23 protein-coding genes are annotated in these 26,865 nt (G+C 71.9%); 16 read left to right on the top strand and 7 right to left on the bottom strand.

The window, feature by feature from the left end; all coding sequences use genetic code 11:
• Window positions 1-209 precede the first annotated feature (209 nt).
• From ACZ55A_RS30580 to ACZ55A_RS30545, 8 genes are all read left to right on the top strand, one after another.
• Window positions 210-2,702: a SpoIIE family protein phosphatase gene (locus ACZ55A_RS30580; protein ID WP_468846826.1), complete on the top strand. Its 2,493-nt coding sequence runs from the start codon at window positions 210-212 to the stop codon at window positions 2,700-2,702.
• A gap of 10 nt (window positions 2,703-2,712) precedes the next feature.
• Window positions 2,713-3,813, top strand: coding sequence for a sugar ABC transporter substrate-binding protein (locus ACZ55A_RS30575; protein ID WP_468846822.1), 1,101 nt, complete (start codon window positions 2,713-2,715; stop codon window positions 3,811-3,813).
• A gap of 11 nt (window positions 3,814-3,824) precedes the next feature.
• A complete protein-coding gene (locus ACZ55A_RS30570; protein ID WP_468846819.1) occupies window positions 3,825-4,604 on the top strand; it encodes an ATP-binding cassette domain-containing protein in 780 nt (259 codons plus the stop codon).
• A gap of 95 nt (window positions 4,605-4,699) precedes the next feature.
• On the top strand, window positions 4,700-5,860 hold the full coding sequence (locus ACZ55A_RS30565; RefSeq protein WP_468847033.1) for a sugar ABC transporter permease: 1,161 nt from the start codon (window positions 4,700-4,702) through the stop codon (window positions 5,858-5,860).
• 63 nt (window positions 5,861-5,923) lie between these two features.
• Window positions 5,924-7,072 carry a permease gene (locus ACZ55A_RS30560; protein WP_468846816.1) on the top strand — a complete coding sequence of 383 codons (1,149 nt, stop codon included), beginning with the start codon at window positions 5,924-5,926 and terminating at the stop codon, window positions 7,070-7,072.
• A gap of 94 nt (window positions 7,073-7,166) precedes the next feature.
• Window positions 7,167-8,036: a universal stress protein gene (locus ACZ55A_RS30555; RefSeq protein WP_468846814.1), complete on the top strand. Its 870-nt coding sequence runs from the start codon at window positions 7,167-7,169 to the stop codon at window positions 8,034-8,036.
• Between the two features lie 47 nt (window positions 8,037-8,083).
• Complete coding sequence (locus ACZ55A_RS30550) at window positions 8,084-8,383, top strand: DUF1876 domain-containing protein (protein WP_468846812.1); 300 nt, start codon at window positions 8,084-8,086, stop codon at window positions 8,381-8,383.
• Between the two features lie 43 nt (window positions 8,384-8,426).
• Window positions 8,427-9,764, top strand: a complete 1,338-nt coding sequence (locus tag ACZ55A_RS30545; protein WP_468846809.1) for a nicotinate phosphoribosyltransferase — start codon at window positions 8,427-8,429, stop codon at window positions 9,762-9,764.
• A gap of 13 nt (window positions 9,765-9,777) precedes the next feature.
• Here the strand turns inward: ACZ55A_RS30545 and ACZ55A_RS30540 are convergent, their stop codons facing one another.
• Window positions 9,778-10,653 carry a universal stress protein gene (locus tag ACZ55A_RS30540; RefSeq protein WP_468846806.1) on the bottom strand — a complete coding sequence of 292 codons (876 nt, stop codon included), beginning with the start codon at window positions 10,651-10,653 and terminating at the stop codon, window positions 9,778-9,780.
• Between the two features lie 155 nt (window positions 10,654-10,808).
• On the opposite strand from ACZ55A_RS30540, the gene ACZ55A_RS30535 reads away from it, so the two are divergent.
• Window positions 10,809-11,567, top strand: a complete 759-nt coding sequence (locus ACZ55A_RS30535) for an HAD family hydrolase (protein ID WP_468846803.1) — start codon at window positions 10,809-10,811, stop codon at window positions 11,565-11,567.
• Window positions 11,567-13,981 (top strand): glycoside hydrolase family 65 protein, encoded by a 2,415-nt coding sequence (locus tag ACZ55A_RS30530; protein ID WP_468846800.1) that lies wholly within the window; start codon window positions 11,567-11,569, stop codon window positions 13,979-13,981. Before ACZ55A_RS30535 ends, ACZ55A_RS30530 begins: the two co-directional genes overlap by 1 nt.
• A gap of 39 nt (window positions 13,982-14,020) precedes the next feature.
• On the opposite strand, the gene ACZ55A_RS30525 is transcribed toward ACZ55A_RS30530, so the two are convergent.
• The gene (locus ACZ55A_RS30525; protein WP_468846798.1) at window positions 14,021-16,360 is read right to left on the bottom strand and encodes a collagenase; all 2,340 of its coding nucleotides are present in this window, start codon (window positions 16,358-16,360) and stop codon (window positions 14,021-14,023) included.
• A 146-nt stretch (window positions 16,361-16,506) separates the two neighbouring features.
• On the opposite strand from ACZ55A_RS30525, the gene ACZ55A_RS30520 reads away from it, so the two are divergent.
• Entirely contained in the window at window positions 16,507-17,892 is a 1,386-nt protein-coding gene (locus ACZ55A_RS30520) for an aminopeptidase P family protein (protein ID WP_468846795.1), read from the top strand.
• Window positions 17,893-17,961: 69 nt separating this feature from the next.
• Here ACZ55A_RS30520 and ACZ55A_RS30515 read toward each other — a convergent pair whose 3' ends face one another.
• Window positions 17,962-18,678 carry a GntR family transcriptional regulator gene (locus ACZ55A_RS30515; protein ID WP_468846792.1) on the bottom strand — a complete coding sequence of 239 codons (717 nt, stop codon included), beginning with the start codon at window positions 18,676-18,678 and terminating at the stop codon, window positions 17,962-17,964.
• 248 nt (window positions 18,679-18,926) lie between these two features.
• Between ACZ55A_RS30515 and ACZ55A_RS30510 the strand changes: the two genes are divergently transcribed.
• The gene (locus ACZ55A_RS30510; RefSeq protein WP_468846789.1) at window positions 18,927-19,607 is read left to right on the top strand and encodes a pyridoxamine 5'-phosphate oxidase family protein; all 681 of its coding nucleotides are present in this window, start codon (window positions 18,927-18,929) and stop codon (window positions 19,605-19,607) included.
• 33 nt (window positions 19,608-19,640) lie between these two features.
• Here ACZ55A_RS30510 and ACZ55A_RS30505 read toward each other — a convergent pair whose 3' ends face one another.
• The gene (locus ACZ55A_RS30505) at window positions 19,641-20,078 is read right to left on the bottom strand and encodes a VOC family protein (RefSeq protein ID WP_468846786.1); all 438 of its coding nucleotides are present in this window, start codon (window positions 20,076-20,078) and stop codon (window positions 19,641-19,643) included.
• Between the two features lie 55 nt (window positions 20,079-20,133).
• Complete coding sequence (locus ACZ55A_RS30500) at window positions 20,134-21,702, bottom strand: SMI1/KNR4 family protein (RefSeq protein WP_468846783.1); 1,569 nt, start codon at window positions 21,700-21,702, stop codon at window positions 20,134-20,136.
• Between the two features lie 199 nt (window positions 21,703-21,901).
• Here ACZ55A_RS30500 and ACZ55A_RS30495 point away from each other — a divergent pair, with 199 nt between their 5' ends.
• Complete coding sequence (locus ACZ55A_RS30495) at window positions 21,902-22,687, top strand: uracil-DNA glycosylase (protein WP_468846781.1); 786 nt, start codon at window positions 21,902-21,904, stop codon at window positions 22,685-22,687.
• 45 nt (window positions 22,688-22,732) lie between these two features.
• Here ACZ55A_RS30495 and ACZ55A_RS30490 read toward each other — a convergent pair whose 3' ends face one another.
• Both ACZ55A_RS30490 and ACZ55A_RS30485 read right to left on the bottom strand, forming a co-directional pair.
• A complete protein-coding gene (locus tag ACZ55A_RS30490; protein ID WP_468846779.1) occupies window positions 22,733-23,644 on the bottom strand; it encodes an SDR family oxidoreductase in 912 nt (303 codons plus the stop codon).
• Window position 23,645: 1 nt separating this feature from the next.
• Complete coding sequence (locus ACZ55A_RS30485; RefSeq protein ID WP_468846777.1) at window positions 23,646-24,437, bottom strand: SDR family oxidoreductase; 792 nt, start codon at window positions 24,435-24,437, stop codon at window positions 23,646-23,648.
• Between the two features lie 83 nt (window positions 24,438-24,520).
• Between ACZ55A_RS30485 and ACZ55A_RS30480 the strand changes: the two genes are divergently transcribed.
• The 3 genes from ACZ55A_RS30480 to ACZ55A_RS30470 are packed head-to-tail and all read left to right on the top strand — an operon-like array spanning window position 24,521 to window position 26,864.
• Window positions 24,521-25,279, top strand: coding sequence for an enoyl-CoA hydratase family protein (locus ACZ55A_RS30480; RefSeq protein WP_468846775.1), 759 nt, complete (start codon window positions 24,521-24,523; stop codon window positions 25,277-25,279).
• The gene (locus ACZ55A_RS30475) at window positions 25,276-26,118 is read left to right on the top strand and encodes a CoA transferase subunit A (RefSeq protein ID WP_468846772.1); all 843 of its coding nucleotides are present in this window, start codon (window positions 25,276-25,278) and stop codon (window positions 26,116-26,118) included. Before ACZ55A_RS30480 ends, ACZ55A_RS30475 begins: the two co-directional genes overlap by 4 nt.
• Window positions 26,115-26,864, top strand: a complete 750-nt coding sequence (locus tag ACZ55A_RS30470; RefSeq protein WP_468846769.1) for a CoA-transferase subunit beta — start codon at window positions 26,115-26,117, stop codon at window positions 26,862-26,864. Before ACZ55A_RS30475 ends, ACZ55A_RS30470 begins: the two co-directional genes overlap by 4 nt.
• The last annotated feature ends 1 nt before the right edge of the window (window position 26,865 follow it).

Raw genomic sequence — 26,865 nt, 5'->3', positions numbered from 1 at the left:
CGTACCCCGGCCGGATCCGGCCATAGGGCTTCCGGCCTGCGGCACCCCCACCCTTCGCCGGTCACGCACCGTGACCCCATGACGCCCCTCGTCGACTGGCTGGGGTCTCCTTGCATGCCGCACCATGGAGTGAAGGCGGTAAATTACGAAATATCCGATGAGGCGGTGGCGGGGTCGACGCCCTGGCCCCGAGGGCGGATACGGCGACCGTGGCTTATGACGACGGCTTCCCGCGTACGGAGGCGGTGCAGGAAGTGACCGCGCGGGTCCTTGGGTCTTCCGGGGCTGAACTGATCGCCGTCTACGTGCCGGCCGAAGGCGACGGCGATCTTCAGCTGGCCGAGATGGTCGGTGGCTCCGGCTTCCCCTACGGATTGCCGACGAGGTACCCGCTGTCCGGCAACTCTCCGGTCGCCGCGGCCTTCCGCACGGGCCTCCCCCAGTGGCTGAGCGCCGCCGATCTCTCCGAGCACGGCCTTACCCCTCCCCCCGAGACCGCTGCCGCGGAGCCCGGTCACGCCGCCGGCGGGCAGCCGGTCTCGTTCGGCGTACTGCCGCTGGGCGGCGACGGCAAGCGGCTGGGCTGCCTGGTCGTGGTGGACCAGGCCACCGACGCCTTCGACGCCGACCGCCGCCACCTCCTGGAACTGCATGCCGACCAGGTGGCCGCGGGGCTGGAGGCGGTCGAGGCGCGGGTGATGGCGCAGACCGAGCGCCGTTCGCTGCTGGGCCCGGGCCTGGACACCCTCCGCGGCGGCGCCTTCACACTGGTGCTGCACACCGGGCGGATGGAGGCGGACGCCCAGGTGCTGGAGCTGTTCGGGATCGCGCGGGAGGACTTCGGCCGGCGGGTGGAGACGCTGCTGGAGCGGACCGTTCCGGACGACGTTCCGGCGCTGATGTCGATCGTGGAGCCGGGCGGCGTGCCGGTCGCCGGGCAGCAGCTGTCGTTCCGTATCCGCCGGCCCAACGGCGAGCTGCGCTGGCTGAGTCTGCGCTGCCGGGTGCTGGTGGGCGCGGACGGAATTCCGGAGCGGATGCTGGGGGTCGTCGCGGACGCCTCGTTCCTGCGGCCCAGCGCCGATGAGGTCTCGATCGTGCAGCGGCTGTCGGCCGCGCTGGCCGGCGGCTCCACCATCCGGGACGTCAGCCGGGCCGTGGTCTCGGTGCTGCGGGCGCCGCTGGCCGCCAGCCGGATCGCGGTGGCCGAACTGGAGGCCGACCGGCTGGTGGTCACCATGCTCGACCCGCCCGAACCGGGGTCCTGGCCCGCGTCGTGGCAGGCCGAATGGCGGTCCGAGTGGCCCGATGCCTCCTGCCACACCATGCCCACGCTGGAAGGCGTACTGCGGGGCGGCCATGTGGCCCTGTGGCCCCCGGGGGCGACGCTCGAACCGGGCTTGGCGGGCATCGGCCCCGGCGGTCTGGCCGTACTGCCGCTGCCGGCCGACGGCCGGATCGTGGGGGTGTGCCTGGTCGGGTGGGACGACGAGCACCGGTTCGGTCCTGAGGAGCGCTCGCTGCTGACCGCGACCGCGGGCCTGGTGGGCCAGGCCCTGGTCCGCGCCCATGCGCTGGACGCCGGCCATGAGCTCGCCACGATGCTCCAGCGCAGTCTGCTGCCCCGCACGCTGCCGAAGCTGGCCGGCGGGGTGGCCGCGGTGCGCTATCTGCCGGCCACGATGGGGCTGGAGGTGGGCGGCGACTGGTACGACGTCATCCCGCTCTCCGACGGGCATGTGGCGCTGGTCATCGGCGATGTGGAGGGGCACAGCGCGGGCGCCGCGACGATCATGGGCCAGATGCGCACGGCCATCCGGGCCTACGCGGTCGAGGGCCATCCGCCCGACGTGGTGATCGCGCACGCCAACCGTCTGCTGCTGGGCATGGAGACCGATCTCTTCGCCACCTGCTGTTATGTGGACCTGGACATGGAGGAGGGCATCGCCTGGTTCGTGCGGGCCGGGCATCTGCCGCCGTTGCTGCGGATGCCCGACGGCAGTACGGAGGAGATGTCGGTGGAGGGCGGCCCTCCGCTCGGGGTGTCCGCGGAGGGCGAGTTCCCGCTCACCGAGATCGGTCTCGCCCCTGGAACCGTCCTGGTGCTGCTCACCGACGGTCTGGCCGAGTCGGCCAGCCTCCCGCTGGAGGACGGCATCCGACGGGTACGTGATGTGCTGGCCGCCGCCGACCCCGCCGATGCCGGACGGCTCGCCGATGCCCTGCTCGGCAGCGCCAAGCGACGCGACGACGATGTCGCGGTGCTGGTGCTGCGCTACGACGGGATGCGGGTCCGTCCGACCCGGGCGCGCTGGACGGTGTGGCGACTGCCCGACGCCGTCATGCACGCCCGCCGCTTCACCGGGCGCACCCTGCGCACCTGGGGCGTGTCGGAGGAGATGGACGTGGCGCTGCTGGTGGTGTCCGAGCTGGTCACCAACGCCATCGCGCATACGCAGGGGGAGGTGCAGCTGGATCTGACGCTCGCCGCCGACCGGCTGCGGATCGCGGTGAACGACGCCTCGCCGCGGGCGCCCGTCAAGCCGACGAGCGTGGACTGGGAGGCCACCGGTGGCCGCGGACTGCTGCTCGTCGAGGCGATGTCGGCGTCCTGGGGCTCGGTGCCGCTGAGCGGCGGCAAGCAGGTGTGGAGCGAGATCAGCCTCCCGCCCGGCGAGCGCGCCGGTACGGCGGGAGGGTGAGGAGGCCGCTGTGGAAAGAGCACGTCTGCGAAGCGCCGGGGCCGTCCTCGCCGGACTGTGTCTGCTCGCCGGGCCGGTGGCCTGCGGTGAGGCCGGCGAGTCACATCCGGGCGGCGGCGGCTCCGGCGGCACCCTGCGGATCGGTGTGCTGCTGCCGGACAACACCTCGCGCATGTACCACTACGACAAGCCCATGATCAACAACAAGATCCGTGAGCTGTGCCCGGAGTGCGAGGTGGAGACCGTCAGCGCCGAGCACGACGTCGCCACCCAGCAGCAGCAGATGGACGCGATGATCACCAAGCAGAAGGACGCCCTGATCCTCGACGCCGTCGACTCCAAGTCGCTGCGCGCCCCGGTCGAGAACGCGCGCCGGGCCGGCATCGAGGTCGTCGCCTACGACCGTCTCGTGGAGGGGCCGATTGCGGGCTATGTCTCCTTCGACGGTGCCAAGGTCGGCCGGCTCCAGGGCGAGGCGCTGCTCAAGGCGCTCGGCGACAAGGCCCGTAACGGGCAGATCGTCATGATGAACGGCGCGGCGACGGACCCCAACTCCGCCTGGTTCAAGCGGGGCGCGCTCTCCGCTCTCCAGGGCAAGGTGCGGATCGGGCAGTCGTACAACACCGCCGGCTGGCGTCCGGAGGCGGCCAACGCCAACATGACCGCCGCCATCGCCGCGCTCGGCGCCGACCGGATCAACGGGGTCTACTCCGCGAACGACGGCCTCGCCGCCGGCATCCTCGCCGCTCTCAAGGCCGCCAAGATCGATCCGCTGCCGCCGATCACCGGCCAGGACGCCGAGCTCGCGGCCATTCAGCGCATCCTCACGGGCGAGCAGTACATGACCGTCCTCAAATGGTTCAAGCCCGAGGCGGATGCCGCCGCCACGATGGCCGTCCGGCTGGCACGCGGCCAGAAGATCCACGACGTCACCACCCACCACATCAACAGCCCCACCACGCGCGGCATCCCGGCCGTGCTGCTGACTCCCGTACCCGTGACCGTGCACCACATCAAGGACACCGTGGTCCGGGTCGGTATGTACACCATCGATCAGATCTGCACCCCCAAGTACGCGTCCGCCTGCGCGAAGGCGGGGCTCACCAGGTAAGGCAGGTACCCATGTCAGGACCGCCGCTGCTGGCGCTGCGCGGGATCTTCAAGCGGTTCGGCGCCGTCCAGGCCCTCGCGGACGTGGAGCTGGAGATCCGTGCCGGGCAGGTCGTCGCGCTCGTGGGGGACAACGGCGCGGGCAAGTCGACCCTGATCAAAGTGATCGCCGGGGTCGACCCGGCCGATGCCGGCACCGTCGAGTGGGAGGGCCGGCCGGTGCACCTCGCCCGGCCGCACGACGCCCAGGACCTGGGGATCGCCACGGTGTACCAGGACCTCGCGCTGTGCGAGAACCTCGACGTGGTCGGCAACCTCTTCCTGGGCCGGGAGATCCAGCGAGTCGGTCTCCTGGACGAGGTGGAGATGGAGCGCCGCACCCTGGAGCTGCTCAACACCCTCGCCATCCGGATGCCCAGCGTGCGGATGCCGGTCGCCTCGTTGTCCGGCGGCCAGCGGCAGACCGTGGCGATCTCCCGCTCGATGCTCGGCGAACCCCGGCTGGTGCTGCTGGACGAGCCCACCGCTTCGCTGGGCATCGAGCAGACCGCGCAGGTCCTCGACCTCGTCGACCAGCTGCGCGAGCGCGGGCTCGGGGTGCTGCTGATCAGTCACAACATGGGGGACGTCAAGGCCGTCGCGGACTCGGTCGCGGTGCTGCGGCTGGGCCGTAACAACGGGTTCTTCGACGTCATGACCACCTCCCACGAACAGATCATCTCCTCCATCACGGGGGCCACCGACAACGCGGTGACCCGCCGCACGGCGCAGGGCTGGGAGGTGGAGAGGTGAGCAGGCCCTGGACGCTGCCGCTGCGCAGAAACCGGACGGGGACCGAGGGCGGCCGGCCCCCGTCCGGGCGCGGTGCGCGGCAGAACCCCCTCCAGATCCTCAAGCGCCGGTTCCACAGCGGTGAGCTCGGCTCGGTGCCTGTCGTCCTGGGCCTGCTGGTGGTGTGGATCATCTTCGAGAGCCTCAACAGCAACTTCCTCTCGCCGCGCAATCTGTCCAGCCTGAGCGTGGACATCGTCGGGATCGGGCTGATCTCGACGGGCATCGTCTTCGTGCTGCTGCTCGGGGAGATCGATCTGTCGGTCGGCTCGGTGAGCGGTCTGGCGGCGGCCGCCTTCGCGGTGCTGAATGTGAACCTCGGGGTGCCGGAAGGCCTTGCGCTGCTGCTCGCGGTGCTGGGCGGCACCGCGATCGGAGCCGTCCAGGGGTTCTTCCTCGCCAAGGTGGGGGTGCCCGCCTTCGTGGTCACCCTTGCGGGCCTGCTGGGCTGGAACGGTCTGATGCTCTACATCCTGGGGTCCAGCGGCACCATCAATTTCGACGACAAGGGCCTGGTCGCCATGCTGACCAGCTTCTACTTCACCAATGTCGCCGCCGCATACGGCCTGGCGGCGCTCGGCACCGCCGGGTACTTCCTCGCCTCCTACGCGGACGTACGGCGCCGCCGGGCCGCCGGGGTGCCGGCCCGGCCGCTGAGCGAGATCGTCCTGCGCACGGGCCTGCTGGCGGTGATCTCGCTGGCCGCGGCCTATGTGCTCAACCAGTTCGCGGGCCTGCCACTGGCACTGCTGATCTTCCTCACCTTCCTCGTCGGGCTCGACCACGTCCTGCGCCGTACCCGCTACGGGCGGATGGTCTTCGCGCTCGGTGGCAGCGTCGAGGCGTCCCGTCGCACCGGCCTCAATGTGGATCTGGTCCGGATCTCCGTGTTCATGGTGTCGGGGACGATGGCGGCGCTCGGCGGGATGTTCCTGGCCTCCCGGGTCACCTCGGCCAGTCAGACCTCGGGCGGCGGCAATCTGCTGATGAACGCCATCGCCGCCGCGGTCATCGGCGGCACCAGTCTCTTCGGCGGCCGGGGCAGGACCTGGTCCGCGCTGCTCGGTGTGCTGGTCATCCAGTCGATCGCCTCCGGCGTGGCCCTGATGGGCATCCAGACCGCCGTCCAGTTCATGATCACCGGCGGGGTGCTGCTGGTCGCGGTGGTCATCGACTCGCTGTCCCGCCGCGCCCAGCGGGCGCACGGCCGGGTGTGAGGCCCCGCCGCGGGTGGGCCGGGGTGCGTTTGGTCCCCGGCACGCCACGGAATGCATCGCCCGATGCATGCGATCACGCACGCCCTGTCCATCGCCGGATCGATGACCTGGGAGATCACCTGGGCGCTGATCCTGGGCTTCGCGCTGTCCGCGGTGGTCCAGGCCGTGGTGCGCACCTCCACCGTCGTCGGCGCGCTCGGCGACGACCGTCCCCGTACGCTCGCGCTCGCCGCCGGCCTGGGCGCGGCGTCCTCCTCCTGCTCGTACGCCGCGGTCGCGCTGGCGCGGTCGCTGTTCCTGAAGGGGGCGAACTTCACCGCGGCGATGGCGTTCGAGATCGCCTCCACCAATCTTGTGGTCGAACTCGGCGTCATCCTGGCCCTGTTGATGGGCTGGCAGTTCACCGCCGCGGAATTCGTCGGCGGGCCGGTCATGATCCTGCTGCTGGCCGTGCTGTTCCGCCTCTTCCTGCGCGAGCGGCTGCTGCGGCAGGCCCGCGAGCAGGCCGAACGGGGCCTGGCGGGCGCCATGGAAGGGCATGCCGCGATGGACATGTCCGTACGGCGCGAGGGGTCCTTCACACGGCGGCTGTTCTCCGGTGCGGGCTTCACCGCCACCGCGCATGTCTTCGTCATGGAGTGGGCCGCGATCCTCAAGGACCTGGTGCTCGGTCTGCTGATCGCCGGTGCCATCGCGGCCTGGGTCCCGAACAGCTTCTGGCAGGCCTTCTTCTTCGAAGGGCATCCGCTGGCCGCGAAGCTCTGGGGGCCGCTGATCGGCCCGCTGGTGTCCATCGCCTCGTTCGTCTGCTCCATCGGCAATGTGCCACTGGCGGTGGTGCTGTGGCAGGGCGGCATCAGCTTCGGCGGAGTGGTCGCGTTCATCTTCGCCGACCTGCTGATCCTGCCGATCCTGAACATCTACCGGAAGTACTACGGCGCCAGGACGGCCCTCTTCCTGCTGGTCACGTTCTATGCGGCCATCGTCGTGGCGAGCTACGCCGTCGAATTCGTCTTCGGCGGACTCGGCCTCGTCCCCAGCCGGGCACAGTCCCGGATCCCCATGTCGGGCGTCTCCTGGAACTACACGACCTGGCTCAACATCGCCTTTCTCCTGCTGGCCGCCGCGCTGGTGCTGCGGTTCCTGCGCACCGGCGGGCGGGCCATGCTCCGCATGATGGGCGGCGCCCCGGACGACGTCCCGCAGGCCTGAGCGCGCCGTCGCCGTGCGCGCGGTGCGGACCTGGGCGGAGGCTGGAGGTAGCGCGAGCGCCCGGCCGCGGCCGTCGGAGGAGAGGAGCGAGGCGATGAAGGACGTCATCACCGTCGGCGTGGACGGTACGCCGGAGTCGCTGTCGGCCGTCCTGTGGGCGGCACAGGAGGCGCAGGTGCGGCGCGCGCGGTTGCGGCTGCTGCACGCCTGGGTCCTGCTCGCCGCCGCACCGGTGCCCCCGCGCCCTGAGGAGGACGACCAGAACTACTGGCCCCACCAGATGATGGCCGAGGCCCGCGCCGCCGTCCGCAGCGCGCACCCGGACCTCCCGGTGGCGGAGGATCTGGTGGCCGAGGACCCGTTCGATGCCCTCAGGGAGGCCGCCGGGGCCTCGGACCTGCTGGTCCTGGGCTCACGGAACCTGGGCCCGATGACCCGCTACGTCCTCGGCGAGCTGGGGCTGAAGCTGGTGGCGCACACCGACTGTCCGACGGTCCTCGTCCGCACCCATCAGGACGCGCCGGCGACCGGGCAGGGCGGTGAGGTGGTGGTCGGGGTGAGCCTGCACGAGCCCTGCGAGGCGCTGCTCGCCTTCGCCTTCGACAGCGCCGCGCGACGCGGGGTCACCCTGCGTGCCGTGCACGGCAGGCATCTGCCCTCGTTCGCGTACAACCGCGGGGGCGGGGTGGAGCCGTACGCCGCCGAGGAGGCGGCGAAGCTGGCCCGGAACGAGCTGGCCCGGGCGCTGCATCCCTGGCAGGAGAAGTACCCGGACGTCCGGGTGGACGCCCGGGTGGAGATGGAGAGCGCGGCTCCGGCCCTGCTGCACGACACCACCGGCGCGGCGCTGCTGGTCGTCGGCCGCCGGCACCGGCACCTGCTGCCGACGCCGCGGATCGGTCATGTCGTACAGGCCGTGGTCCACCACGCTCCGTGCCCGGTGGCGGTGGTGCCGCACGAGTGAGAGGGCGGATGATGACCGTAGAGCACGGAAGGAAGCTGGGGTAAGCCATGGCGAACACAGTCGAGTGGCCCGTGCGTCTCTCCCTCGTCGAGGAGGACGGAACGACCACGGCACGCGTGGTGCTCAACACCGGGGACGCCACCTTCACCGGGCACGGCACGGCCCGCTGTAGCCCGGAGGACCCGGACGTACCGGAGATCGGGGACGAGATCGCGGCCGGGCGGGCGCTGAAGGACCTGGCCGGGCAGCTGCTGCGGGTGGCCGACGACGAGCTGGAGGGCGTCGGTGCCGCTCCGCCCCGGCGGGAGCCCCGGATCGCCTACGGCTGGACGAACGCGCTGGCGTGAGCCGGGGGCCGGGCCGGTGTCCCGGCCGTGGAAGGAGTCGGCCATGTCGGATGCGACCGTCACCGACCTGTACGAAGTGACGATGGCCCTGTCGTATCTCCACGAGGGCATGGAGCAGCCGGCGACCTTCAGCTGCTTTGTGCGGGAACTGCCGCCGGAGCGCGGCTTCCTGGTGGCCGCGGGCATCGAGACCGTGCTCGATTACCTCGCCGGCTTCCACGTGGGACACGAGGACGTCGAGGTGTTCGCCGAAGCGCTGCAACGCCCGGCCCGCGACCTGGCCCCGCTGCTGGACCTGCGCTTCACCGGCGAGGTCCGGGCGGTACCGGAGGGGCGGGTGGTGCTGGCCAACGAGCCCCTGCTGGAGATCACCGCCCCGCTCCCCCAGGCGCAGCTCTTCGAGTCGTTCGTGCTCAACCAGCTCAGCCATCAGACCGCCCTCGCGTCCAAGTGCGCCCGCTGTGTGATCGCCGCGCGGGGGCACCCCGTGGTGGACTTCTCGCTGCGGCGCACCCATGGCACCGCGGTCGCCCATGAGGTGGCCCGGCTGGGCGCGATGGCCGGTTTCGTGGGCACCAGCAATGTCGCGGCGGCGCACGCCGAGGACCTGCACGCCGTCGGGACGATGGCGCACTCGTACATCGAGGCGTTCGAGAGCGAGGAAGCGGCGTTCACCGCGTTCGCGCGCTGCCATCCGGGGCCGGTGACCTTCCTGGTCGACACCTACGACACCCCGTCCGGGGTCGCGGCGGCGGCCCGGGTGCTGACCGCGATGGGCCGCGGGGACGGCTCGGCGATCCGGCTGGACAGCGGGGACCTGGCCCAACTGGCCCGCCACGCACGGGCGATGCTCGACAACGCGGGACTGCCGCAGGTACGCATCGTCGCCAGCGGCGGGCTGGACGAGTTCGCCGTGCACGACCTGGTGTCCGCGGGCGCGCCGATCGACGTCTATGCGGTGGGTACCCGCGTCGGGGTGAGCGCCGACGCCCCGTATCTGGACTCGGCGTACAAGCTCGTCGCCTACGACGGCCGGCCGGTGATGAAGCTGTCGTCGGCGAAGGTGACCGCCCCGGGCCGTAAGCAGGTCTTCCGCCGGCCCGGCTGCCTCGATGTGATCGGCCTGGCCGACGAGCCGGCACCGGAGGCGAGCGTGCCGCTGCTGGCGACGATGATGCGGGCGGGCGAGCGCTGCGCGCCACGGGACCGGCTCGACCACGCCCACCGCCGGCTGACCGCGGACATCGCGGAACTGCCCGCGACGGCCCGGCACATCCGGTCGCCGCAGCCCGTCCGGGCGATGGTCTCGCACCGGCTGTCGGTGCTGACGGACCGGGTGCGGCGGCGGACCGAGCGCGAGATCCTGGCGCCGTTCGCCTGAGCTCCGCGCCGCGTCAGTCGTGCTGCGGCACGATCGCCACGGGGCAGGCGGCGTGGCACAGCACGGTGTGGGCCACCCTGCCGAGGGGGAGCCCGAAGTGGCCATGGCGGCGGCCCGCGCCGATGACCAGCAGATCCGCGGCGGCGGCGCGGTGGACCAGCACTTTGTGGGCCGGCCCCTCGACGGTGGTGCGGCGTACCTGCACCGCCGGATGTGCTCCGGCGGCCTCGTCGAGGGCCCGGTCGATCAGCTCGGCCGCCTGCCGCTCGTGGTGGCTCTGCGCCTGTCCGGCGAGCCGCGGCGGATCGGTGCGCTCATGCGGCGGGCAGCGCCAGGCGCGTACCGCCTTGAGCAGACAGCTCCGGGCCGCCGCCGCACGGAAGGCGAAGCGCACGGCCTCCGACGCCTTCTCCGGATCGCCGACCCCGAGGAGCACACTGCGGTGCGCGCCCGCCAGTCCGGCTGCATCGCCCCGTACCACGATCACCGGGCAGCGGGCCCGGGCCGCCACCGCCAGCCCTACGGAGCCCAGCAGCAGCGTGGTGAGTTCGCCGTGCCCGCGGGAGCCCAGGACCAGCGCGGACGCATAGGCGCCTTCGCGCAGCAGGGCGGTGACCGCTTCGTCGGGCAGCACCTCGCCGGCGGCCTGGATCCCCGGGTGGCGGCAGCGGGCCCGTTCGACGGCGGATCCGACGATGCCTTCGGCGATGACCAGCTCACCGGGGCGTTCCTCGTCCGTTTCGGGTGTCGTCCCCTCGTAGTGCTCCCAGGTGGAGGCGTGCACCACGCGCAGCCCGAGCCCGTGGCGTGCCGCCTCGTCCACCGCCCAGTCGAGCGCCCTGAGCGCGGGGGCCGAGCCGTCGACGCCTACGACCAGGGGCCGCTCCATGGGTGCCACCGCCTTCCTCTGGGTCGCCCGGTACCGGGTGGCGTCTCCATCGTCACCCCGCCCCGGTGGGCCCGCCAGGGACGCCGCCCGTGCGGCGCGCCCCGGGCCACGAGCCGTGGTGCCATGGAAGGGACACCGACGAACGGAACCGTCGTATGACCGGTGCACCGTCCCTGGCCGCGTGCCTGCACTCGCTGCGGGCCGTGGTCTTCGACACGGACGGGGTCATCACCGACTCCGCCCGGGTGCACGCCGCTGCCTGGAAGGAGGCCTTCGACCCCTGTCTGGCGGCCGCGGGACAGCGCCCGTTCGATGCGGTGGCCGAATATCTGCGCCATGTCGACGGCCGTGCCCGGCTGGACGGGGCGGCTGCGTTCCTGGCGTCCCGGGGCCTGGACCTGCCGCTCGGCGGCCCGGACGACGCGCCGGGCACGGGCACCGTGCACGCCGTGGCGGCCCGCAAGGAGGAGCTGTTCACCGCGCGCCTGCGGGCCGGCGCCATCGCGGTGTGGCCCGGCACCGTACGACTGCTGCACGCACTGCGCGGCGAGGGGGTGCCGTGTGCCGCGGTGTCGGCGTCCCGGCATGCGACCGAGCTGCTGTCCGCGGCCGAGGTGCTGCCGCTCTTCGAGGCCGTGGTGGACGGCAATGAGGCGCGCCGGCTGGAGCTCCCGGGCAAACCGGATCCGGCGCTCTTCACGGAGGCGGCCCGCCGGCTCGGTGTGCCGCCCCGGGACACCGCCGTGGTGGAGGACGCCCTGGCCGGTGTCGAGGCCGGCCGGCGGGGCGGATTCGGCCTGGTGGTGGGAGTGGACCGGACCGACGGACCGTCCGGCGCCGCCGCGCTGCGCCGTCGTGGCGCCGATGTGGTGGTGTCCGACCCCGGCGAGCTGCTGACGGCCGGGGAGCACTGATGCCGACCGCCGGCACCCGTGCCTGGACCTGGTCGTACGAGGGGTACGACGCGGGCGCGGAACGGCTGCGGGAGACGCTCTGTGCACTCGGCAACGGCTACTTCGTCACCCGCGGCGCGGCCTCAGAGGTGCTGTCCGGGCCCGCGCACTACCCGGGCACCTACGCCGCCGGCTGCTACAACCGGCTCACCTCGACGGTGGCCGGCCGCACCGTCGAGAACGAGGAGATGGTCAATCTGCCCAACTGGCTCCCGCTGCGCTACCGGATGTGCCCCACCGGCGGGGAGGCGGGCCCCTGGCTCTCCCCCGACGACCCACAGCTGCGGGAGCACCGGCAGACCCTGGACCTGCGGCACGGCACCCTGATCCGCTGGTCGGTCTACGAGGACGGGGCCGGGCGGCGCCTGACCGTGGAGCAGCGCCGTCTGGTGCACATGGGCGAGCCTCATCTGGCCGTGCAGCGCACCTCGTTCACGGCCGAAGGGTGGGCCGGTGAGGTGGAGGTGGAGTCGGACATCGACGGGGCGGTGCGCAACGCCGGTGTCGAGCGCTACCGCGGCCTGGGCGACCAGCATCTGCGGGGGTGGGAGACGGGCAGCGAGGGGACCGACACGGTGTGGCTGAGCTGCCGCACCGTCGACTCGGACATCCAGATCGCGCTGGCCCAGCGGGTCCGGGCCACCCCCGGGCAGGGCGTGACGACGCACAGCGAGCTCGCCGTGCTCCGCGCCGGCCATACGCTCACGCTGCCGCTCACCTCGGGTGCCACGGTGGTGGTCGACAAGACGGTGGCCCTGTACACCTCCCGTGACCCGGCGATCGAGAGCCCCCGGCACGCGGCGGTGGACTGTGTGGTCAGGGCGCCGCACTTCCGGCAGCTGCTGGCCTCGCACCGCCGGGCCTGGGAGGACCTGTGGCGGCAGGCGAAGCTGGAGGTGCCCGGGGACGCGGGCCGGATCCTGCGGCTGCACCTCTTCCATGTGCTCCAGACGCTCTCGCCGCACACCGCCGAGCTCGATGTCGGGGTGCCGGCGCGGGGCCTGCACGGGGAGGCGTACCGCGGGCACGTCTTCTGGGACGAGCTGTTCGTGCTGCCGTTCCTGAATCTGCATCTGCCCCAGGTCTCCCGGGCGTTGCTCACCTACCGCTACCGACGGCTGCCCGCCGCCTGCCACGCCGCGGAGGAAGCGGGCCGGGCGGGGGCGATGTACCCGTGGCAGAGCGCCGGTGACGGCCGCGAGGAGACCCAGCAGCTGCATCTCAATCCGCGCTCCGGCCGCTGGCTGCCCGACTATTCGCGGCTCCAGCACCACGTCGGATCGGCGATCGCCTACAACGTCTGGCAGTACGGACAGGCCAGCGGGGACACCGAGTTCCTGCACACCAGGGGCGCCGAGATGCTGATGCAGATCGCACGGTTCTGGGCCTCCGTCGCGACCTGGGACCCGGTGCTCGGCCGGTACCGCATCCGCGGGGTGGTCGGCCCCGACGAGTACCACGACGGCTATCCGGGCGCCGCGGAACCGGGGGTGGACGACAACACGTACACCAACGTCACGGCGGCCTGGGTGCTGATGCGCGCCCTGGAGCTGTGCCACACCCTTCCCGAGGCCCATCGGCGGCAGCTCTTCGAACGTCTCCAGCTCACCCCCGACGAGCCGGAGCGCTGGGAGGACATCGCAGGGCTGCTGCATGTGCCCTATCACGGCGGGGTGATCAGCCAGTTCGCCGGCTATGCGGACCTGGCGGAGCTGGACTGGGACGGCTATCGGCGGCGCTACGGTGACATCCGGCGGCTGGACCGGATCCTGGAGGCGGAGGGCGACACCGTCAACCGCTTTCAGGCCTCCAAGCAGGCCGATGTGCTGATGCTGGGTTACCTCTTCTCGCCGTCGGAGCTCGCCTCGGTCTTCCGCCGGCTGGGCTACCCGTTCGACGACGACACCTGGCACGCCACCGTCGACTACTACCTGCACCGCACCAGCCACGGCTCCACCCTCAGCGCGCTGGTGCACGCCTGGGTGCTGGCCCGTGTCCACCGGCCCGACGCCTGGACGTACTGTGAGGAGGCGCTGACCGGCGATGTCGCCGACGTCCAGGGCGGGACCACGGCGGAGGGCATCCACCTGGGGGCGATGGCGGGCACGCTGGACCTGGTCCAGCGGGGCCTGACCGGTCTGGAAACCCGTGAGCAGGCCCTCTGGCTCGATCCGGCACCGCTCCCGCAGCTGTCGAAGTTCGGCGTACGCATCCGCTACCGGCGTCACTGGGACATCGATCTGCGGATCCGCGCGGAACAGGTGCGGATCACGGTGCCGGAGTCCGAGCTCGGGCCGGTCGGGGTGCGGCTGCGGGAGCGGTCGTTCAGCATTGCGCCGGGGACGGCCCGGCGGCTCGATCTGCCGGACGCCTGACCTGCGTCAGTGCCGTACCGCCGGACGGCGGTTACCGCGTCATCGGCGCAGCGGTCCTTCGCAGATGTACTCCGCCGTGCCCCTGTTCCCCGAGACGGTGGGCGTCCCGAAGGTGCAGTTCATGTCCGCGAAGTTGTTCGCGACGGCCCTGGTGCGGTCGAGGAGCCTCTTGTCGACGGCCGCGGACATGTCCTTGAAGACCTGGTCGGGGCTGCCGGTGTTGCTGAGGGCGACGCGGATCCGGCCCTTGCACTGGAAGCGGCCGTAGGCCGGGTCCTTGGTGTCCTTGCACGAGGGCGTGTTGCGGGTGGCCGCGGCGAAGGCGCGCTTCACCTGGCCCGCCTTGGCGAACTTCAGGGCGTCGTTGGGGGTGAACCTGGTGTCCGGGACGTAGAGCTGGTCGACGACGGCGATCTGCTTGTCGAGGAAGGTGTCGTACTCCTTCTGGAGCGCCGCGTCGGATCCCAGCCGGTCGCGCCAGGCGTCGAAGGCGGCCGGGTCGTTGGCCCGCAGGTGCTGGTACATCTCCTGGAGCTTCGCCGGGTGGTCGCGCCACAGGAACTCGAAGAACGTGCCGGCGTAGTTGTAGAAGCGGAAGCCGTCGCCGTCGTAGGTCGCGTGCAGCAGCTGGTTGACGCTCATCCGCGGTCCGCCGTTGGCGGTGTCCGCGATGATGCCCTTGACCAGCGACTTCCGCACGGCGATGCCGTCGTCGCGGGTCGAGCCGTCGAAGAACTCGGCGCTGCCCTCGTCCATGGCGGTGGTGCGGTCGCGCTCGTACCAGGGGCCCTCGCCGAAGAAGCCGGGGACCGCGAAGCGGCCGTTGAGGTAGTGCGTGTACTCGTGCCGGAAGAGCTCTTCGAGGGTGAGGGTGGAGTCCTGGGGGACGCGGCGCTGGTACGTGTAGAAGGTCGCGCCGTTCTCGATGTAGACGCCGCCGTTGTTGGTGCCCATGCCGGTGAGCAGCGGGTGGAAGACCTCGTAGTCGGCGCGCGAGGCGTACAGGACGATGTTGAGCGTGGTGTTGGGGTCGCCGGTCAGCGGGATGTCGGTGCCGAGCACCCGGTGGAACTGGGCTTTGACCTGCTTGGACGCGTAGTAGAGCTGGTCGACGGTGGCGCGGGGAAGGGCGGTGCGGACCTTGATGGCGCCCTTGTCGTAGGAGTACGTCTTCGGGAAGATCTTCTTCTCGATGTCCTCCTTGCAGACCTGGTACGGCTTGCAGGCGTCGAAGGTGTTGAGCCAGCTGGCGACCTTCGCCCACGGTGCACTGGCGTCGCCGAAGTTCTTGACGATGACGGGGAGGAGTGCGCCGAGGTCCTTGATGATGTCCGGCTTGAGGGAGGCGATCTCGCCGAACCGGCCGTACTCGCTGACCGCGTCGCGCACGACCCAGGCGTTGCCGGTGCCCTTGAGGTGGGTGTAGTCCGCGAACGCCTTGAAGGTGGCGCGGTAGCCGGGGTCGGCAACGACCGCCTTCTGGAACTCGGTGTCCTGGTTGCCGGAGTAGACGCCGAGGTAGTTCAGCGAGAGGGCGGCGAGGGTGGCGCTGCCCCAGTACCAGTCCTTGTTGGTGGCGGTGTGCTGCGCGTCCATGGTGGCCAGGACCTTTTTGATCAGGCCGAGTTGGTACTGGCGCCCGCCCGGCCCGACGCCGTACAGGGCCTCCCGCAGGGTGATGGCGTTCTCCTTGGTGGTGTCGAAGGTGTGGGCCGCGGCGCCGAAGGCGTCGACCGCGGCGCGTACCGCGTTGACGGTCTGTGCGTCGGTGGTGTCGATCTCGTCGCGCGAGAAGTCGTGGTAGGCCACCGCGTGCAGGTACGTGAACATCTCGTACAGGTGGCTGGTGTTCTTGCCGTCATGGCCGGCGGCGAGCGAGGTGATGCGCCGGGCCACGGCCTGGACGTGCTGGTCGGACATCACGGGGGCCAGCCGGGCGTCCCACCTCCAGATGAGGTCGCGCAGACAGCCGTCGGCGGTGACCGCGGGGTCGGCGAGGAAGTCGGCGAACCGCTCGGGGCTCAGGCCGGTGATCCCGTCCAGGGTGCAGTCGGCGACGGCGGGCCGCGCATGGTGCGCCCGGGCGAGGGGTTTGGTCTGCGGGCCCGGTATGCGGCCGCGGTCGGTGCGTGAGCGGGGCGCCGGTGCGGGGGCCGTGGTGAACTTCGGTGCTCTGGCGAGGTGTTGGACCCGGTCGAAGGGTCTCCCGTCCGTCCCGGCCGTGGGCCGTGGCTCGGCCTGCGCCTGGCGGGCGGGGGTGGTCACGTCCCCGGGTGTGGCCTGGGCGGCCTGGACGACCGGCATCGCGAGGGCGGCGACGAGGGTCGCGGACAGCAGGATGCTGCGCGGGATGCGCTGATGTGACACCTGAACCTCCATGAGGGGGGTGGGGGTTGGTGGGGGGTTGTGTGGGTTTGAGGCAGGGGCCTTCACTCCACGAGATGTGACCCGTAACATAGTAATGTGAAATTGCACTGACAAGGCTTCAGCAGAAGTCCGCCAAAGTTTCCCGCCCGGAGGTGTCCGTGACCGACCGCGCCGCCCAACTCCACACCGGCAGCCATGACTTGCCGGTGTCGAGCGCGCTCGCCCGTTTCATGACCGTCGGCTGGGCCGCCAGCCCGCTCCCCGCCGGCTCCCGCGTCCCCGGCTTCGGCCACTTCGCCGGACGCCGGGCCCGGCTGTCCGCCCACTTCCCCGGCGAGCGGCTGATGATCCCGGCCGGTGAGCTGAAGGTCCGTTCCCACGACTGCGATCACCGCTTCCGCCCGCACAGCGCATACGCCTGGCTGACCGGGCTGACCGGCGAGGACCAGCCGGGACACGTCCTGGTGCTGGAGCCGGACGGAGAGGCGGTGCTGTACCTGCGGCCGCGGTCACCGCGGGACGACGGCGGCGAGTTCTACCGGGACCGCAGGTACGGCGAGTTCTGGGTGGGCCGCCGCCCGGACCTGGCCGAGGCCGAGCAGCTGACCGGCATCCGCTGCGCCCACCTGGACGACCTCGCCCGGCTCCCACCCGGCCGGGACGCCTCCAGGGACCCCGAACTCGCCAGTGTGCTCAGCGAGTTGCGACTGGTGAAGGACGCCTGGGAGGTGGGCCAGCTCCAGCAGGCCGTCGACCACACCGTCACCGGCTTCGAGGACGTGGTGCGCTCCCTCCCCCAGGCCCTGCGGCACCCACGCGGCGAACGCTGGATCGAAGGCGTCTTCAATCTGCGCGCCCGCGCCGAGGGCAACGGCACCGGCTACGAGACCATCGCGGCGGCCGGCGCCCATGCCTGCGTGCTGCACTGGATACGCAACGACGGTCCGCTCGACCCGAACCAACTGCTGTTGCTGGACGCGGGCGTGGAGACCGACACGCTGTACACCGCCGACATCACCCGCACCCTGCCGCTCTCCGGACGCTTCTCCCCCGTCCAGCGCCGGGTCTACGAGCTGGTGCTCGCCGCGCAGGACGCCGGAATCGCCGCCCTGAAGCCGGGCGCGTCCTTCCGGGACTTCCACCGCGCCTGTATGTCCGTCCTGGCGGAGGGGCTGGCCGACTGGGGTGTGCTGCGCATCCCGCCCGAGCAGGCGCTGGCCGCCGACAGCGGCCTCTACCGGCGCTATACGCTGTGCAGTTCGGGCCATATGCTCGGGCTCGACGTCCACGACTGCGGCCGGGCCCGCGCCGAGCAGTATCTGGACGGTGTCCTCGAAGAGGGCCAGGTGCTCACCGTCGAGCCGGGCCTCTACCTCCAGCCCGATGACGAGACCCTGCCGCCGGAGCTGCGCGGCATCGGCGTGCGCATCGAGGACGACTTGGTGATCACGTCCGACGGCGCCCGGCTGATGTCATCGGCGCTGCCCCGCACCGCCGACGCGGTGGAGGAGTGGATGGACGGGCTGCTGGCCGGGGACGGCTGATCCGGCAGCCGGCCCGCCCGGTGTACGGCCGGTGACCAACTGCCGTACACCGGCCCGGGCGTACAGCGCTCAGTGCCGGCGCGCGGCGGGCCTGCGCTGCGCGGGAGGTGCCGGTGTCTCCTCGCGCCCCTGGGCCCACAGGGAGCGGACATGGCCGAGGTGGCGGGCCATACACGCCTCGGCCGCCTCGGCATCACCGGTCAGCATCGCCTCCAGCAGCTCCATGTGCTCCTCGGCGGAGGGCAGCAGCTGGTTGCGCTCGTCGAGCCGGGTGAGGCCGTAGAGACGGGAGCGCTTGCGCAACTCCCCGACGGTCTCGACGAGTCGTTCGTTGCCGCTGAGCCCCAACAGTCCGAGGTGGAAGCGGCGGTCGGCCTCGAGGTAGCCGATGAGGTCGTGCTCGCGGGCGGCGGCGACGATCTCCTCGGCGACCGGGCGCAGCGCCTCAAGCTGTGCGCGGGTCGCGGTGCGGGTGATCCGTCCGACGACGGGGACCTCGATCAGTGCACGGATCTCGGTGTACTGGTCGAGGTCGCGCTCGCTCACCTCGGTGATCCGGAAACCCTTGTTCCGTACCGGCTCGACCAGACCCTCGCGGGCCAGATCGAGCATCGCCTCACGCACCGGGGTGGCCGAGACCCCGAAGTCCGCGGCGAGACCCGGGGCCGAGTAGACCGTCCCCGGCCGGAGTTCCCCCGCTATCAGGGCCGCACGCAACTGATGGGCGACCTGGTCGCGCAGCGGCTGCTGGGCGGTGATCAGGCTGCGATGCTTGAGTTCACCCATCTTGGCCTCCGAATGGCCCTTCGAGTTGACGCGGGGTGCCAGCGTACGATGTCACGTTGCGCAAATTGCCTGGAGACGGCACTCGTCAGCGACGACACGCTCCCGGCGCCCCGCCTCGCCGGCGAGCCCTCCCTCTGTCTACCGCCGCCGACGCCCACCCCACCCCACCCCGCCCCCGAACAACCCACCGAATTCGTCGGCAACATAGCCATGGACAACGAATTCCGCCGTGAGATACATCTCTACTCATGGAATCAGCAGAAGAAGGCGCCGCCGTACCCACCGGGAAGTTGTCCGGGACCGCTCGCACCCGCCATCACAGACAGCGCGAGCAGGGCCGTCTCGACCGTGCGGAACTCGACGCGGTGCTGGCGGCCGGGTTCCTCTGTCACCTCGGGGTGACCGTGGACGGCAGCGTGCTCGTCGTCCCCACGGTCTACGGTGCGGACGGCAGCACGCTGTACTTCCACGGGTCCGTCGCCAGCCGCAGCCTGATCGCCTCGCCCGGTGCGAGCGTCTGCGTCACGGTGACCCATGTCGACGGGCTGGTGCTCGCCCGCTCCGTGTTCGAGCACGGCGTCAACTACCGCAGCGCAATGGTCTTCGGCACGCCCCGCCTGGTCACCGACCCGGACGAGAAGCTTGCCGGACTGCGCTGTCTCACCGAACAGGCCGCCCCCGGCCAGTGGGACTACGCCCGTCGCCCGCATCGCAAGGAGCTCGCCGCGACGGCGCTGCTGGCCCTCTCCCTCGACGAGGCCTCGGTGAAGGTCCGCACCGGACCTCCGGACGACGGCGAGGGCCCGGACGCCGAACTCGGTCTCTGGGCAGGCGTCCGCCCCCTGCACACCTCCTGGGGCCCGCTCCAGCCCGACCCGCTGCTCCCCGCCGGCATCGAACCGCCCGCACATCTCACCGGGCGTGCCTGACCGGGCGGGTGCGCTGCTATGGGGTGTCTCCCCCTAGACGACCGGCTGGCCGATCCCCAGCAGGTTCCCCTCGCTGTCGCGGAACCAGGCGGCGCGTTCGCCCCGTGCGCCCTTGCTCGGGTAGTTCCCGTCGACCTCGACGATGCCGTCCGACGTTCGCCCGCCGCCCAGCAGCCCGGGAAGGTCCACGTCCTCGAACACCACGCCGCGCCGCCTGAGTTCCGATACGGCGCCCTCGATGTCGTCGACCTCCCAGGCCATCTGGGTGAACGTACCCGGCGAGGCCCCCGTCGACCGGAACACCACGAAGTCCGCGCCGCCACATCGGTACAGCAGCCCGCCGGGCCGTTCGTCGACGGGCTCCAGCCCGAGCTGCTCGGAGTAGAAACGCCGTGCCCGGCCCAGGTCCTGGGCGGGAAGCCTGGTGGCCACCCGGGCCCGGGCCAGAAAACCCCTGTCGTCTGCGGTCATGTCTCCACTCTGCCGTGCGCAGGGCCCGGAGGCGCGGCGCCGGGCCCGCCGCGGGTCACCCGCCGGCGGTCTTGAGGGTGCCGCCGGTGCGGAGGGCGGTGCCGGTGTCGAGGCCGAGGCGGGCTGCCCAGGCGAGGGCGTCGTCGAGGGTGGCGTCTGTGTCGGCCAGGCGGGCGGCGGTGAGGGTGGGCGGCACCTTGCCCTCGTTCAGCAGGGTGGTCCACTGGCGTCCGGTGAGGGCGAGGTAGCGGAGGTCCGTCAGGTCGGCCAGGACGGCCAGGGGGGCGACGTCGGCTCCGGAGAGGTCGAGGCCGCGCAGGTGGGGGACGGTGCGCAGCGGGGTGAGGTCGGCCGGGGCGGTGGTGGTCAGGTCGAGGGAGGCGAGGTGGGGGTGGCCTGCGAGCGGGGTCAGATCGCCATTGTCGAGGGTCAGGCGCAGGGATTCGACGGGCAGTTCGCGCACCGGTGTCAGGTCGGCGGTGGTGGAGCGGTTGAGGTGCAGTCGGCGGAGCTGGGGGGCGGCGGTGAGCGGGGCAAGGTCGACCAGGCCGGTGGCGTCGTTGATGTGGATTGCCTGGAGGGTGGGCGGGACCTCGTCGGGGATGGCGCCGATGATCTGCCGGCGGCCGGGAGAGCAGGCGGGTGCGCGCAGGGCGATGTGGTCACCGTGCTTCTCGTATGCGCCGCGGTCCAGCAGTTCCAGGTAATGGCCGAGGAGGGCGGTGACCGAGTCGGCGACGTAGTGGGGCCCGTCGTCGTAGTCGCGGCCGGTGCGGATGAGCTGGCCGGGGCGGCCGTTGCGGGCCGGGTCCGTGTCGACGGCAAGGAAGTTGCCGTCCTCGCTGCTGGCGAAGCGCAGCCAGCCGGGGTGGCCTCCGCAGCGGCGGACGGTATCGGTGGGGGTGGCGTCGAAGACGACGGCGTCCCACTCCAGGTCCCAGCCGTACCAGGGCCGTTCGGCCGCCCACTCGGTGCGCTCGGCGACGAGGCTCTCCAGCGACAGCCATGCGTTGCCCTCGAACAGGTAGCGGTGGTCGTAGCCGACGCCGTCTCCGTCGGCGATCATGTAGAGCGCCCGCAGGTCGGCGGGCAGACGGCGGCCGAGGCGGCGTTCGGCTGCCTCGATGGTGGCGGCGGTGGCGGGCGGGGGCAGTTCGTCGGGGTGTCCCAGGATCGCGGCGCGCCGCTCGAGGTAGGCGCGGAAGCGGGCCACGGCGAGCTCGGGGTCACCTGCCGGTGCGGCGGTGCAGGGCTCCTGGTGCACGCCGGGCTGGGGCAACCGGTAGTCGGGGTCCAAAACCACTTGGAAGCCGCCGCCCGTCCCGGTCTCCCAGGTGAGGGCGTCATGGAAGGCGACGAGCTCGTACTCGCCGGACGGCCTGCACCGGATCTCGACGCTGACGGGTTCCCAGCCGCGGTCTTTGCGCAGCGCCTCCGCCAGTGCCATGAGTTCCCTGTGGACGTGGGGGATGCCGGCGTCCCAGGGACTCCGCCGCGGGCTGTAGCCGCCGGTCGTGGAGGAACCGCCCCGGCCCGCCCGGCCGTGCAGTACTGCCTGCGTCCAGCCTCTCGGGGCGTTGGCGACGATCGCCTCGGCTATCGGTCGTACCGCCTGCTCCACCATGCTCTGCTCCCGTGCTGTCGATGTTCCCGCGCATCATGGCAGCGACCACTGACATGGCGTCCGGCCGCCGGGACGAGGCGGATCTCGGAGCGCGCGGCGACGTCGCGTGGGTGCAGGCGCGCCGGGCTCCTCGGGAGGGCCCCGGAGATTGCTGATCGACCATCCGGTCAAGGCTCCCCGTCGGCACTAGCGTGGAGGCATGGACGACACAGGAGCGGCGGGTTCGCTGCCGGGGCCTGGTGGGAGCGGCTTTCCGGCCTCCCGTGCGCCGCGCTGCGGTGGGCTGGCGGAGCTGGATGCGCAGGTGGTGCGCTGCCGGGCCTGTCCCCGGCTGGTGGAGTGGCGGGAGCAGGTCGGCGCGCATCCGCGGGCCGCGTTCCGGGACTGGGAGTACTGGGCGCGGCCGGTGCCGGGGTTCGGGCCGTCGGACGCGGCACTGGTCGTCGTCGGGCTGGCGCCCGCCGCGCACGGAGGCAATCGCACCGGCCGGATGTTCACCGGCGACGCGTCGGGGGACTTCCTGTTCGCCGCGCTCCATGAGGTGGGGCTCGCCTCTCAGCCGACCGCGACCCATCGCGACGACGGGCTGGAGCTGTACGGGGTGCGGGTCACCGCCCCTGTGCACTGCGCGCCGCCGGCGAACAAGCCGACGCCCGCCGAGCGGACCACCTGCCGCCCCTGGCTGGCGGCGGAGTTGGAGCTGCTGAGTCCGGGCCTGCGGGCGGTCGTGGCGCTGGGCGCGTTCGCCTGGCAGACGCTGCTGCCCGTCCTCGGTGAGGCGGGCTGGCCGCTCCCCCGGCCACGGCCCGCGTTCGGCCACGGCGTGGAGCTGACCCTGCCGGGCACCGACCGGCGCTCACCGCTGCACGTCCTGGGGAGCTACCACCCCAGCCAGCGCAATACGTTCACCAAACGGCTCACCCCGGACATGCTCGTCGATCTGCTCGCCCGGGCCGCCGGCCTGGCGGGGTTGCGCACCGGCTGAACACCAGCGGCTGACGGGCGCGGCGGTACGCGTCGGTGGCGCGGGTCAGCGCGCGCCGTACGCCGGTGGGGGCGGTTCGGCCTCCGCCAGCAGCTTGCGGACCGTCTCGCCCGCCTCCGCCGGGGTCCACCGGCCGCCCTTGTCCGCGGTGGGGCCGGGGCGCCAGCCCGCCATGACGGTGATGCGGCCCGCTTCGACCTCGAAGACCCGGCCCGTGACGCCGTCGGCGGCGGTGGAGGACAGCCAGACGACCAGGGGGGAGACGTTCTCCGGGGCCATGGCGTCGAACGCGTCCGCGGCGGGGGCCGCCATCCTCGTGGCGAAGGTCTGCTCGGTCATCCGGGTGCGGGCGGCCGGGGCGATGGCGTTGACCTGTACGCCGTAGCGGCCGAGTTCGGCGGCGGCGACGAGGGTGAGGCCGAGGATGCCGGCCTTGGCGGCGGAGTAGTTGCCCTGGCCGACGCTGCCCAGCAGACCGGCGCCCGAACTGGTGTTGATGACCCGGGCGTTGGGCGGACGGCCGGCCTTGGTCTCGGCCCGCCAGTGCGCGGCGGCGTGCTTCAGCGGCAGGAAGTGGCCCTTGAGGTGGACCCGGATCACGGCGTCCCAGTCGTCCTCGTCGAGGTTGACCAGCATGCGGTCGCGCAGGAACCCGGCGTTGTTGACGAGGGTGTCGAAGCGGCCGTAGGTGTCCAGGGCGGTGGCGAGGAGCGAGCCGGCGCCGTCGGTGGTGGTGATGTCGCCGGTGTGGGCGACGGCCTTGCCGCCGCGGGAGCGGATCTCGTCGACGACCTGGTGGGCCGGGCCGGACGAGGCGCCGGCGCCGTCCGCGGAGACGCCGAGGTCATTGACCACGACCCGGGCCCCTTCGGCGGCGAGCGCGAGGGCATGGGCGCGGCCGAGGCCCCGGCCGGCCCCGGTGACGGCGGCGACTCGGCCGGTGCAGAGTCCGGGCATCTCACTTCTCCTTGGGATCTCGGTTGACGGTTGCGGCGTCGAGGAAGGCGGGGCGTTCCCCGCCGCCGTGGACGAGCAGGCTGGCCCCGGTCAGATATCCGGCGCGGTCGGAGGCGAGGAAGACACAGGCGTCGCCGATCTCGGCGGGTTCGGCCAGCCGGCCGAGCGGCACGGTCGCACCGACCGCGGCGATGCCGGCCTCGTCGCCGTAGTGCTGCGCGGAACGTTCGGTGTGCACCATTCCGAGGACGAGGGTGTTGACCCGGACCGCCGGGGCCCATTCGACGGCCATGGAGCGGGCGAGGTGGTCCAGGCCCGCCTTGGCGGCTCCGTAGGCGGCGGTGCCGGGCGAGGGGCGGGTGCCGCTGACGCTGCCGATCATGATGATGGAGCCGCCGGCCGGCTGACGGCGCATCACCTCGTGGGCGGCGAGCGAGGCGGTCAGGGGGGCGGTGAGGTTGAGTTCGAGGACGCGGGCGTGCCGTTCCGGGGGCGCGTCGCCGAGCAGGCGGTAGGGCGTACCGCCGGCGTTGTTGACCAGGCAGTCGAGGCGGCCGTGGGCCGCTGCCAGGTGACCGAAGAAGTCCCGTACGGAGGGTGGGTCGCGCAGGTCGAGGGGGTGGAAGCGGGCGGTGCGGCCCGCGGCCCGTACGGGGGTGTCCGGGGGGCGGCGGGCACAGACCACCACCTCCGCCCCGGCGTGCAGAAAGGCGCGGGCGATACCCGCGCCGACGCCCCTGGTGCCGCCGGTGACGACGGCCAGCCGCCCGGACAGATCGAGGGTCAGGCTCACCGGAACACCCCTCCCGCAGCGGGCGGTCCGCTGCTAACTTCGCTACCTAACAAACGCTTGGTGGAAAGGTAGCTGATCTGCTCATGGGTGTCTCCACCTCCGGGCCGGACCACGGCATCGCGGTCGTCACCATGGACTTCCCACCGGTCAACGCCCTTCCCGTACAGGGCTGGTACGCCCTGGCCGATGCGGTACGCACGGCCGGCCGGGACCCCCGCGTCCGCTGTGTGCTGCTCACCGCCGAGGGGCGCGGCTTCAATGCGGGGGTCGACATCAAGGAGGTGCAGCGGGATACCGCCGCCGGCGGGTACGGTGCGCTGATCGGCGCCAACCGCGGCTGCGCCGAGGCGTTTTCGGCGGTGTACGAGTGTGCGGTGCCGGTGGTCGCGGCGGTGCACGGCTTCTGTCTCGGCGGCGGGATCGGGCTGGTGGGGAACGCCGATGCGATCGTGGCGAGCGACGATGCCACCTTCGGCGTCCCGGAGCTGGACCGGGGAGCGCTGGGCGCCGCCACCCACCTCGCCCGGCTGGTCCCCCAGCATCTGATGCGCGCCCTGTACTACACCTCGCGCACCGCCACCGCGGCCGAGCTGCATGCGCACGGATCGGTCTGGCGCGTAGTTCAGCCTACGCAACTTGCCGCCGCTGCACGGGAATTGGCGCAGGAGATCGCGCGGAAGGACGGCGGACTGATCCGGCTGGCCAAGGCCGCGCTCAACGGTATCGACCCGGTCGACGTGCACCGCAGCTACCGCTTCGAGCAGGGCTTCACCTTCGAGGCGAATCTGAGCGGCGCGGCCGACCGGGTACGCGACACCTTCGGCAAGGAGGCCCGGGCATGACCGACAAGACCATGACACCCGAGGACGTCGTCGCCCGCCTCCGCAGCGGCATGACCCTGGGCATCGGCGGCTGGGGGTCACGGCGCAAACCGATGGCTCTGGTGCGTGCGCTGCTGCGGTCCGACGTCACGGATCTGACGGTGATCTCGTACGGCGGCCCGGACGTGGGGCTGCTGGCCGCCGCCGGCCGGATCCGCAAGCTGGTCGCGGCGTTCGCCACGCTCGACTCGATCCCGCTCGAACCGCACTTCCGCGCGGCCCGCCAGCGCGGCGCGTTCACACTGACCGAGGTCGACGAGGCGATGTTCATGTGGGGGCTGCACGCCGCCGCCAACCGGCTGCCGTTCCTTCCCGTACGGGCCGGCCTCGGCTCGGACGTGATGCGGGTCAACCCGGACCTGCGGACCGTCACCTCACCGTACGAGGACGGCGAGAGCCTCGTCGCGATGCCCGCCCTGCGCATGGATGCCGCGCTGGTCCACGTCAACCGCGCCGACCGGCTGGGCAACGGCCAGTACCTGGGCCCCGACCCGTACTTCGACGATCTGTTCTGCGCGGCCGCGGACACGGCGTATGTCTCCTGCGAACGGCTGGTGGCCGGCTTCGCGGACGCCGTACCGCAGCGGCTGCTGATCAGCCGGCATACGGTCACCGGAGTCGTGGCGACGCCGAACGGGGCGCACTTCACCTCGTGCGTCCCCGACTACGGCCGCGATGAGCCGTTCCAGAAGCTGTATGCGACCACCCCGTGGGACGGGTTCGCGGAGCGCTTCCTGTCGGGAGCGGACGAGCAGTCCTACCAGTCGGCGGTCCACGCCTGGCACGAGGAGCAGAAGTGACGACAACCGTACGCCCGGCGACCCGCGCCGAGTACTGCGTGCTCGCCTGTGCCGAGGCCTGGCGCGACAACGGCGAGGTGCTGGCCAGCCCGATGGGGGTGGTTCCGTCCGTCGGCGCCCGGCTCGCCAGGCGCACCTTCTCGCCCGGTCTGCTGCTCACCGACGGCGAGGCGCTGCTCATCGGCCCCGACGGGGAGACCGAGGGCTGGCTGCCGTACCGCCGGCATCTGGCCCTGGTCACCGGCGGCAGGCGGCACGTCATGATGGGCGCCGGCCAGCTCGACCGCTTCGGCAACCAGAACATCTCCTGCATCGGGGACTGGCGGCAGCCCGCCCGCCAGCTCCTCGGCGTCCGCGGTGCGCCCGTGAACACCCTGAACAATCCGGTGAGTTACTGGATCCCCCGGCATGCGAAGCGGGTCTTCGTCGAGAAGGTCGACATGATCAGCGGTGTCGGGTACGACAGCGCGGCCGCTGCCGGGCCGTCCGCGACCCGCTACCACCGCATTCCGCGTGTCGTCTCCAACCTCGGGGTCTTCGACTTCGAGACCCCCGACCGCACCATGCGGCTGGTGTCCGTACACCCCGGTGTGACCGTCGAACAGGTCCAGGACGCCACCGGTTTCGCCCTCGTGGTGCCCGACGAGGTGCCTCGCACCCGGGAGCCCTCGGCCACCGAACTACGGCTGATCCGCGAGGTCATCGACCCGGAGGGGCTGCGCGACCGTGAGGTGCCGGCGGAATGAC

Source organism: Streptomyces sp. NPDC034111 (assembly GCF_055575375.1).
This window is presented reverse-complemented; position numbering and strand designations above follow the sequence as displayed.

Bases quoted from the DNA above. Each gene is read 5' to 3' on its own strand.
- ACZ55A_RS30570 (WP_468846819.1), top strand. From the start codon at position 3,825: ATGTCAGGACCGCCGCTGCTGGCGCTGCGCGGGATCTTCAAGCGGTTC.
- ACZ55A_RS30560 (WP_468846816.1), top strand. From the start codon at position 5,924: ATGCATGCGATCACGCACGCCCTGTCCATCGCCGGATCGATGACCTGG.
- ACZ55A_RS30555 (WP_468846814.1), top strand. From the start codon at position 7,167: ATGAAGGACGTCATCACCGTCGGCGTGGACGGTACGCCGGAGTCGCTG.
- ACZ55A_RS30550 (WP_468846812.1), top strand. From the start codon at position 8,084: ATGGCGAACACAGTCGAGTGGCCCGTGCGTCTCTCCCTCGTCGAGGAG.
- ACZ55A_RS30545 (WP_468846809.1), top strand. From the start codon at position 8,427: ATGTCGGATGCGACCGTCACCGACCTGTACGAAGTGACGATGGCCCTG.
- ACZ55A_RS30540 (WP_468846806.1), bottom strand. From the start codon at position 10,653: ATGGAGCGGCCCCTGGTCGTAGGCGTCGACGGCTCGGCCCCCGCGCTC.
- ACZ55A_RS30535 (WP_468846803.1), top strand. From the start codon at position 10,809: ATGACCGGTGCACCGTCCCTGGCCGCGTGCCTGCACTCGCTGCGGGCC.
- ACZ55A_RS30530 (WP_468846800.1), top strand. From the start codon at position 11,567: ATGCCGACCGCCGGCACCCGTGCCTGGACCTGGTCGTACGAGGGGTAC.
- ACZ55A_RS30525 (WP_468846798.1), bottom strand. From the start codon at position 16,360: ATGGAGGTTCAGGTGTCACATCAGCGCATCCCGCGCAGCATCCTGCTG.
- ACZ55A_RS30515 (WP_468846792.1), bottom strand. From the start codon at position 18,678: ATGGGTGAACTCAAGCATCGCAGCCTGATCACCGCCCAGCAGCCGCTG.
- ACZ55A_RS30510 (WP_468846789.1), top strand. From the start codon at position 18,927: ATGGAATCAGCAGAAGAAGGCGCCGCCGTACCCACCGGGAAGTTGTCC.
- ACZ55A_RS30505 (WP_468846786.1), bottom strand. From the start codon at position 20,078: ATGACCGCAGACGACAGGGGTTTTCTGGCCCGGGCCCGGGTGGCCACC.
- ACZ55A_RS30500 (WP_468846783.1), bottom strand. From the start codon at position 21,702: ATGGTGGAGCAGGCGGTACGACCGATAGCCGAGGCGATCGTCGCCAAC.
- ACZ55A_RS30495 (WP_468846781.1), top strand. From the start codon at position 21,902: ATGGACGACACAGGAGCGGCGGGTTCGCTGCCGGGGCCTGGTGGGAGC.
- ACZ55A_RS30490 (WP_468846779.1), bottom strand. From the start codon at position 23,644: ATGCCCGGACTCTGCACCGGCCGAGTCGCCGCCGTCACCGGGGCCGGC.
- ACZ55A_RS30480 (WP_468846775.1), top strand. From the start codon at position 24,521: ATGGGTGTCTCCACCTCCGGGCCGGACCACGGCATCGCGGTCGTCACC.
- ACZ55A_RS30475 (WP_468846772.1), top strand. From the start codon at position 25,276: ATGACCGACAAGACCATGACACCCGAGGACGTCGTCGCCCGCCTCCGC.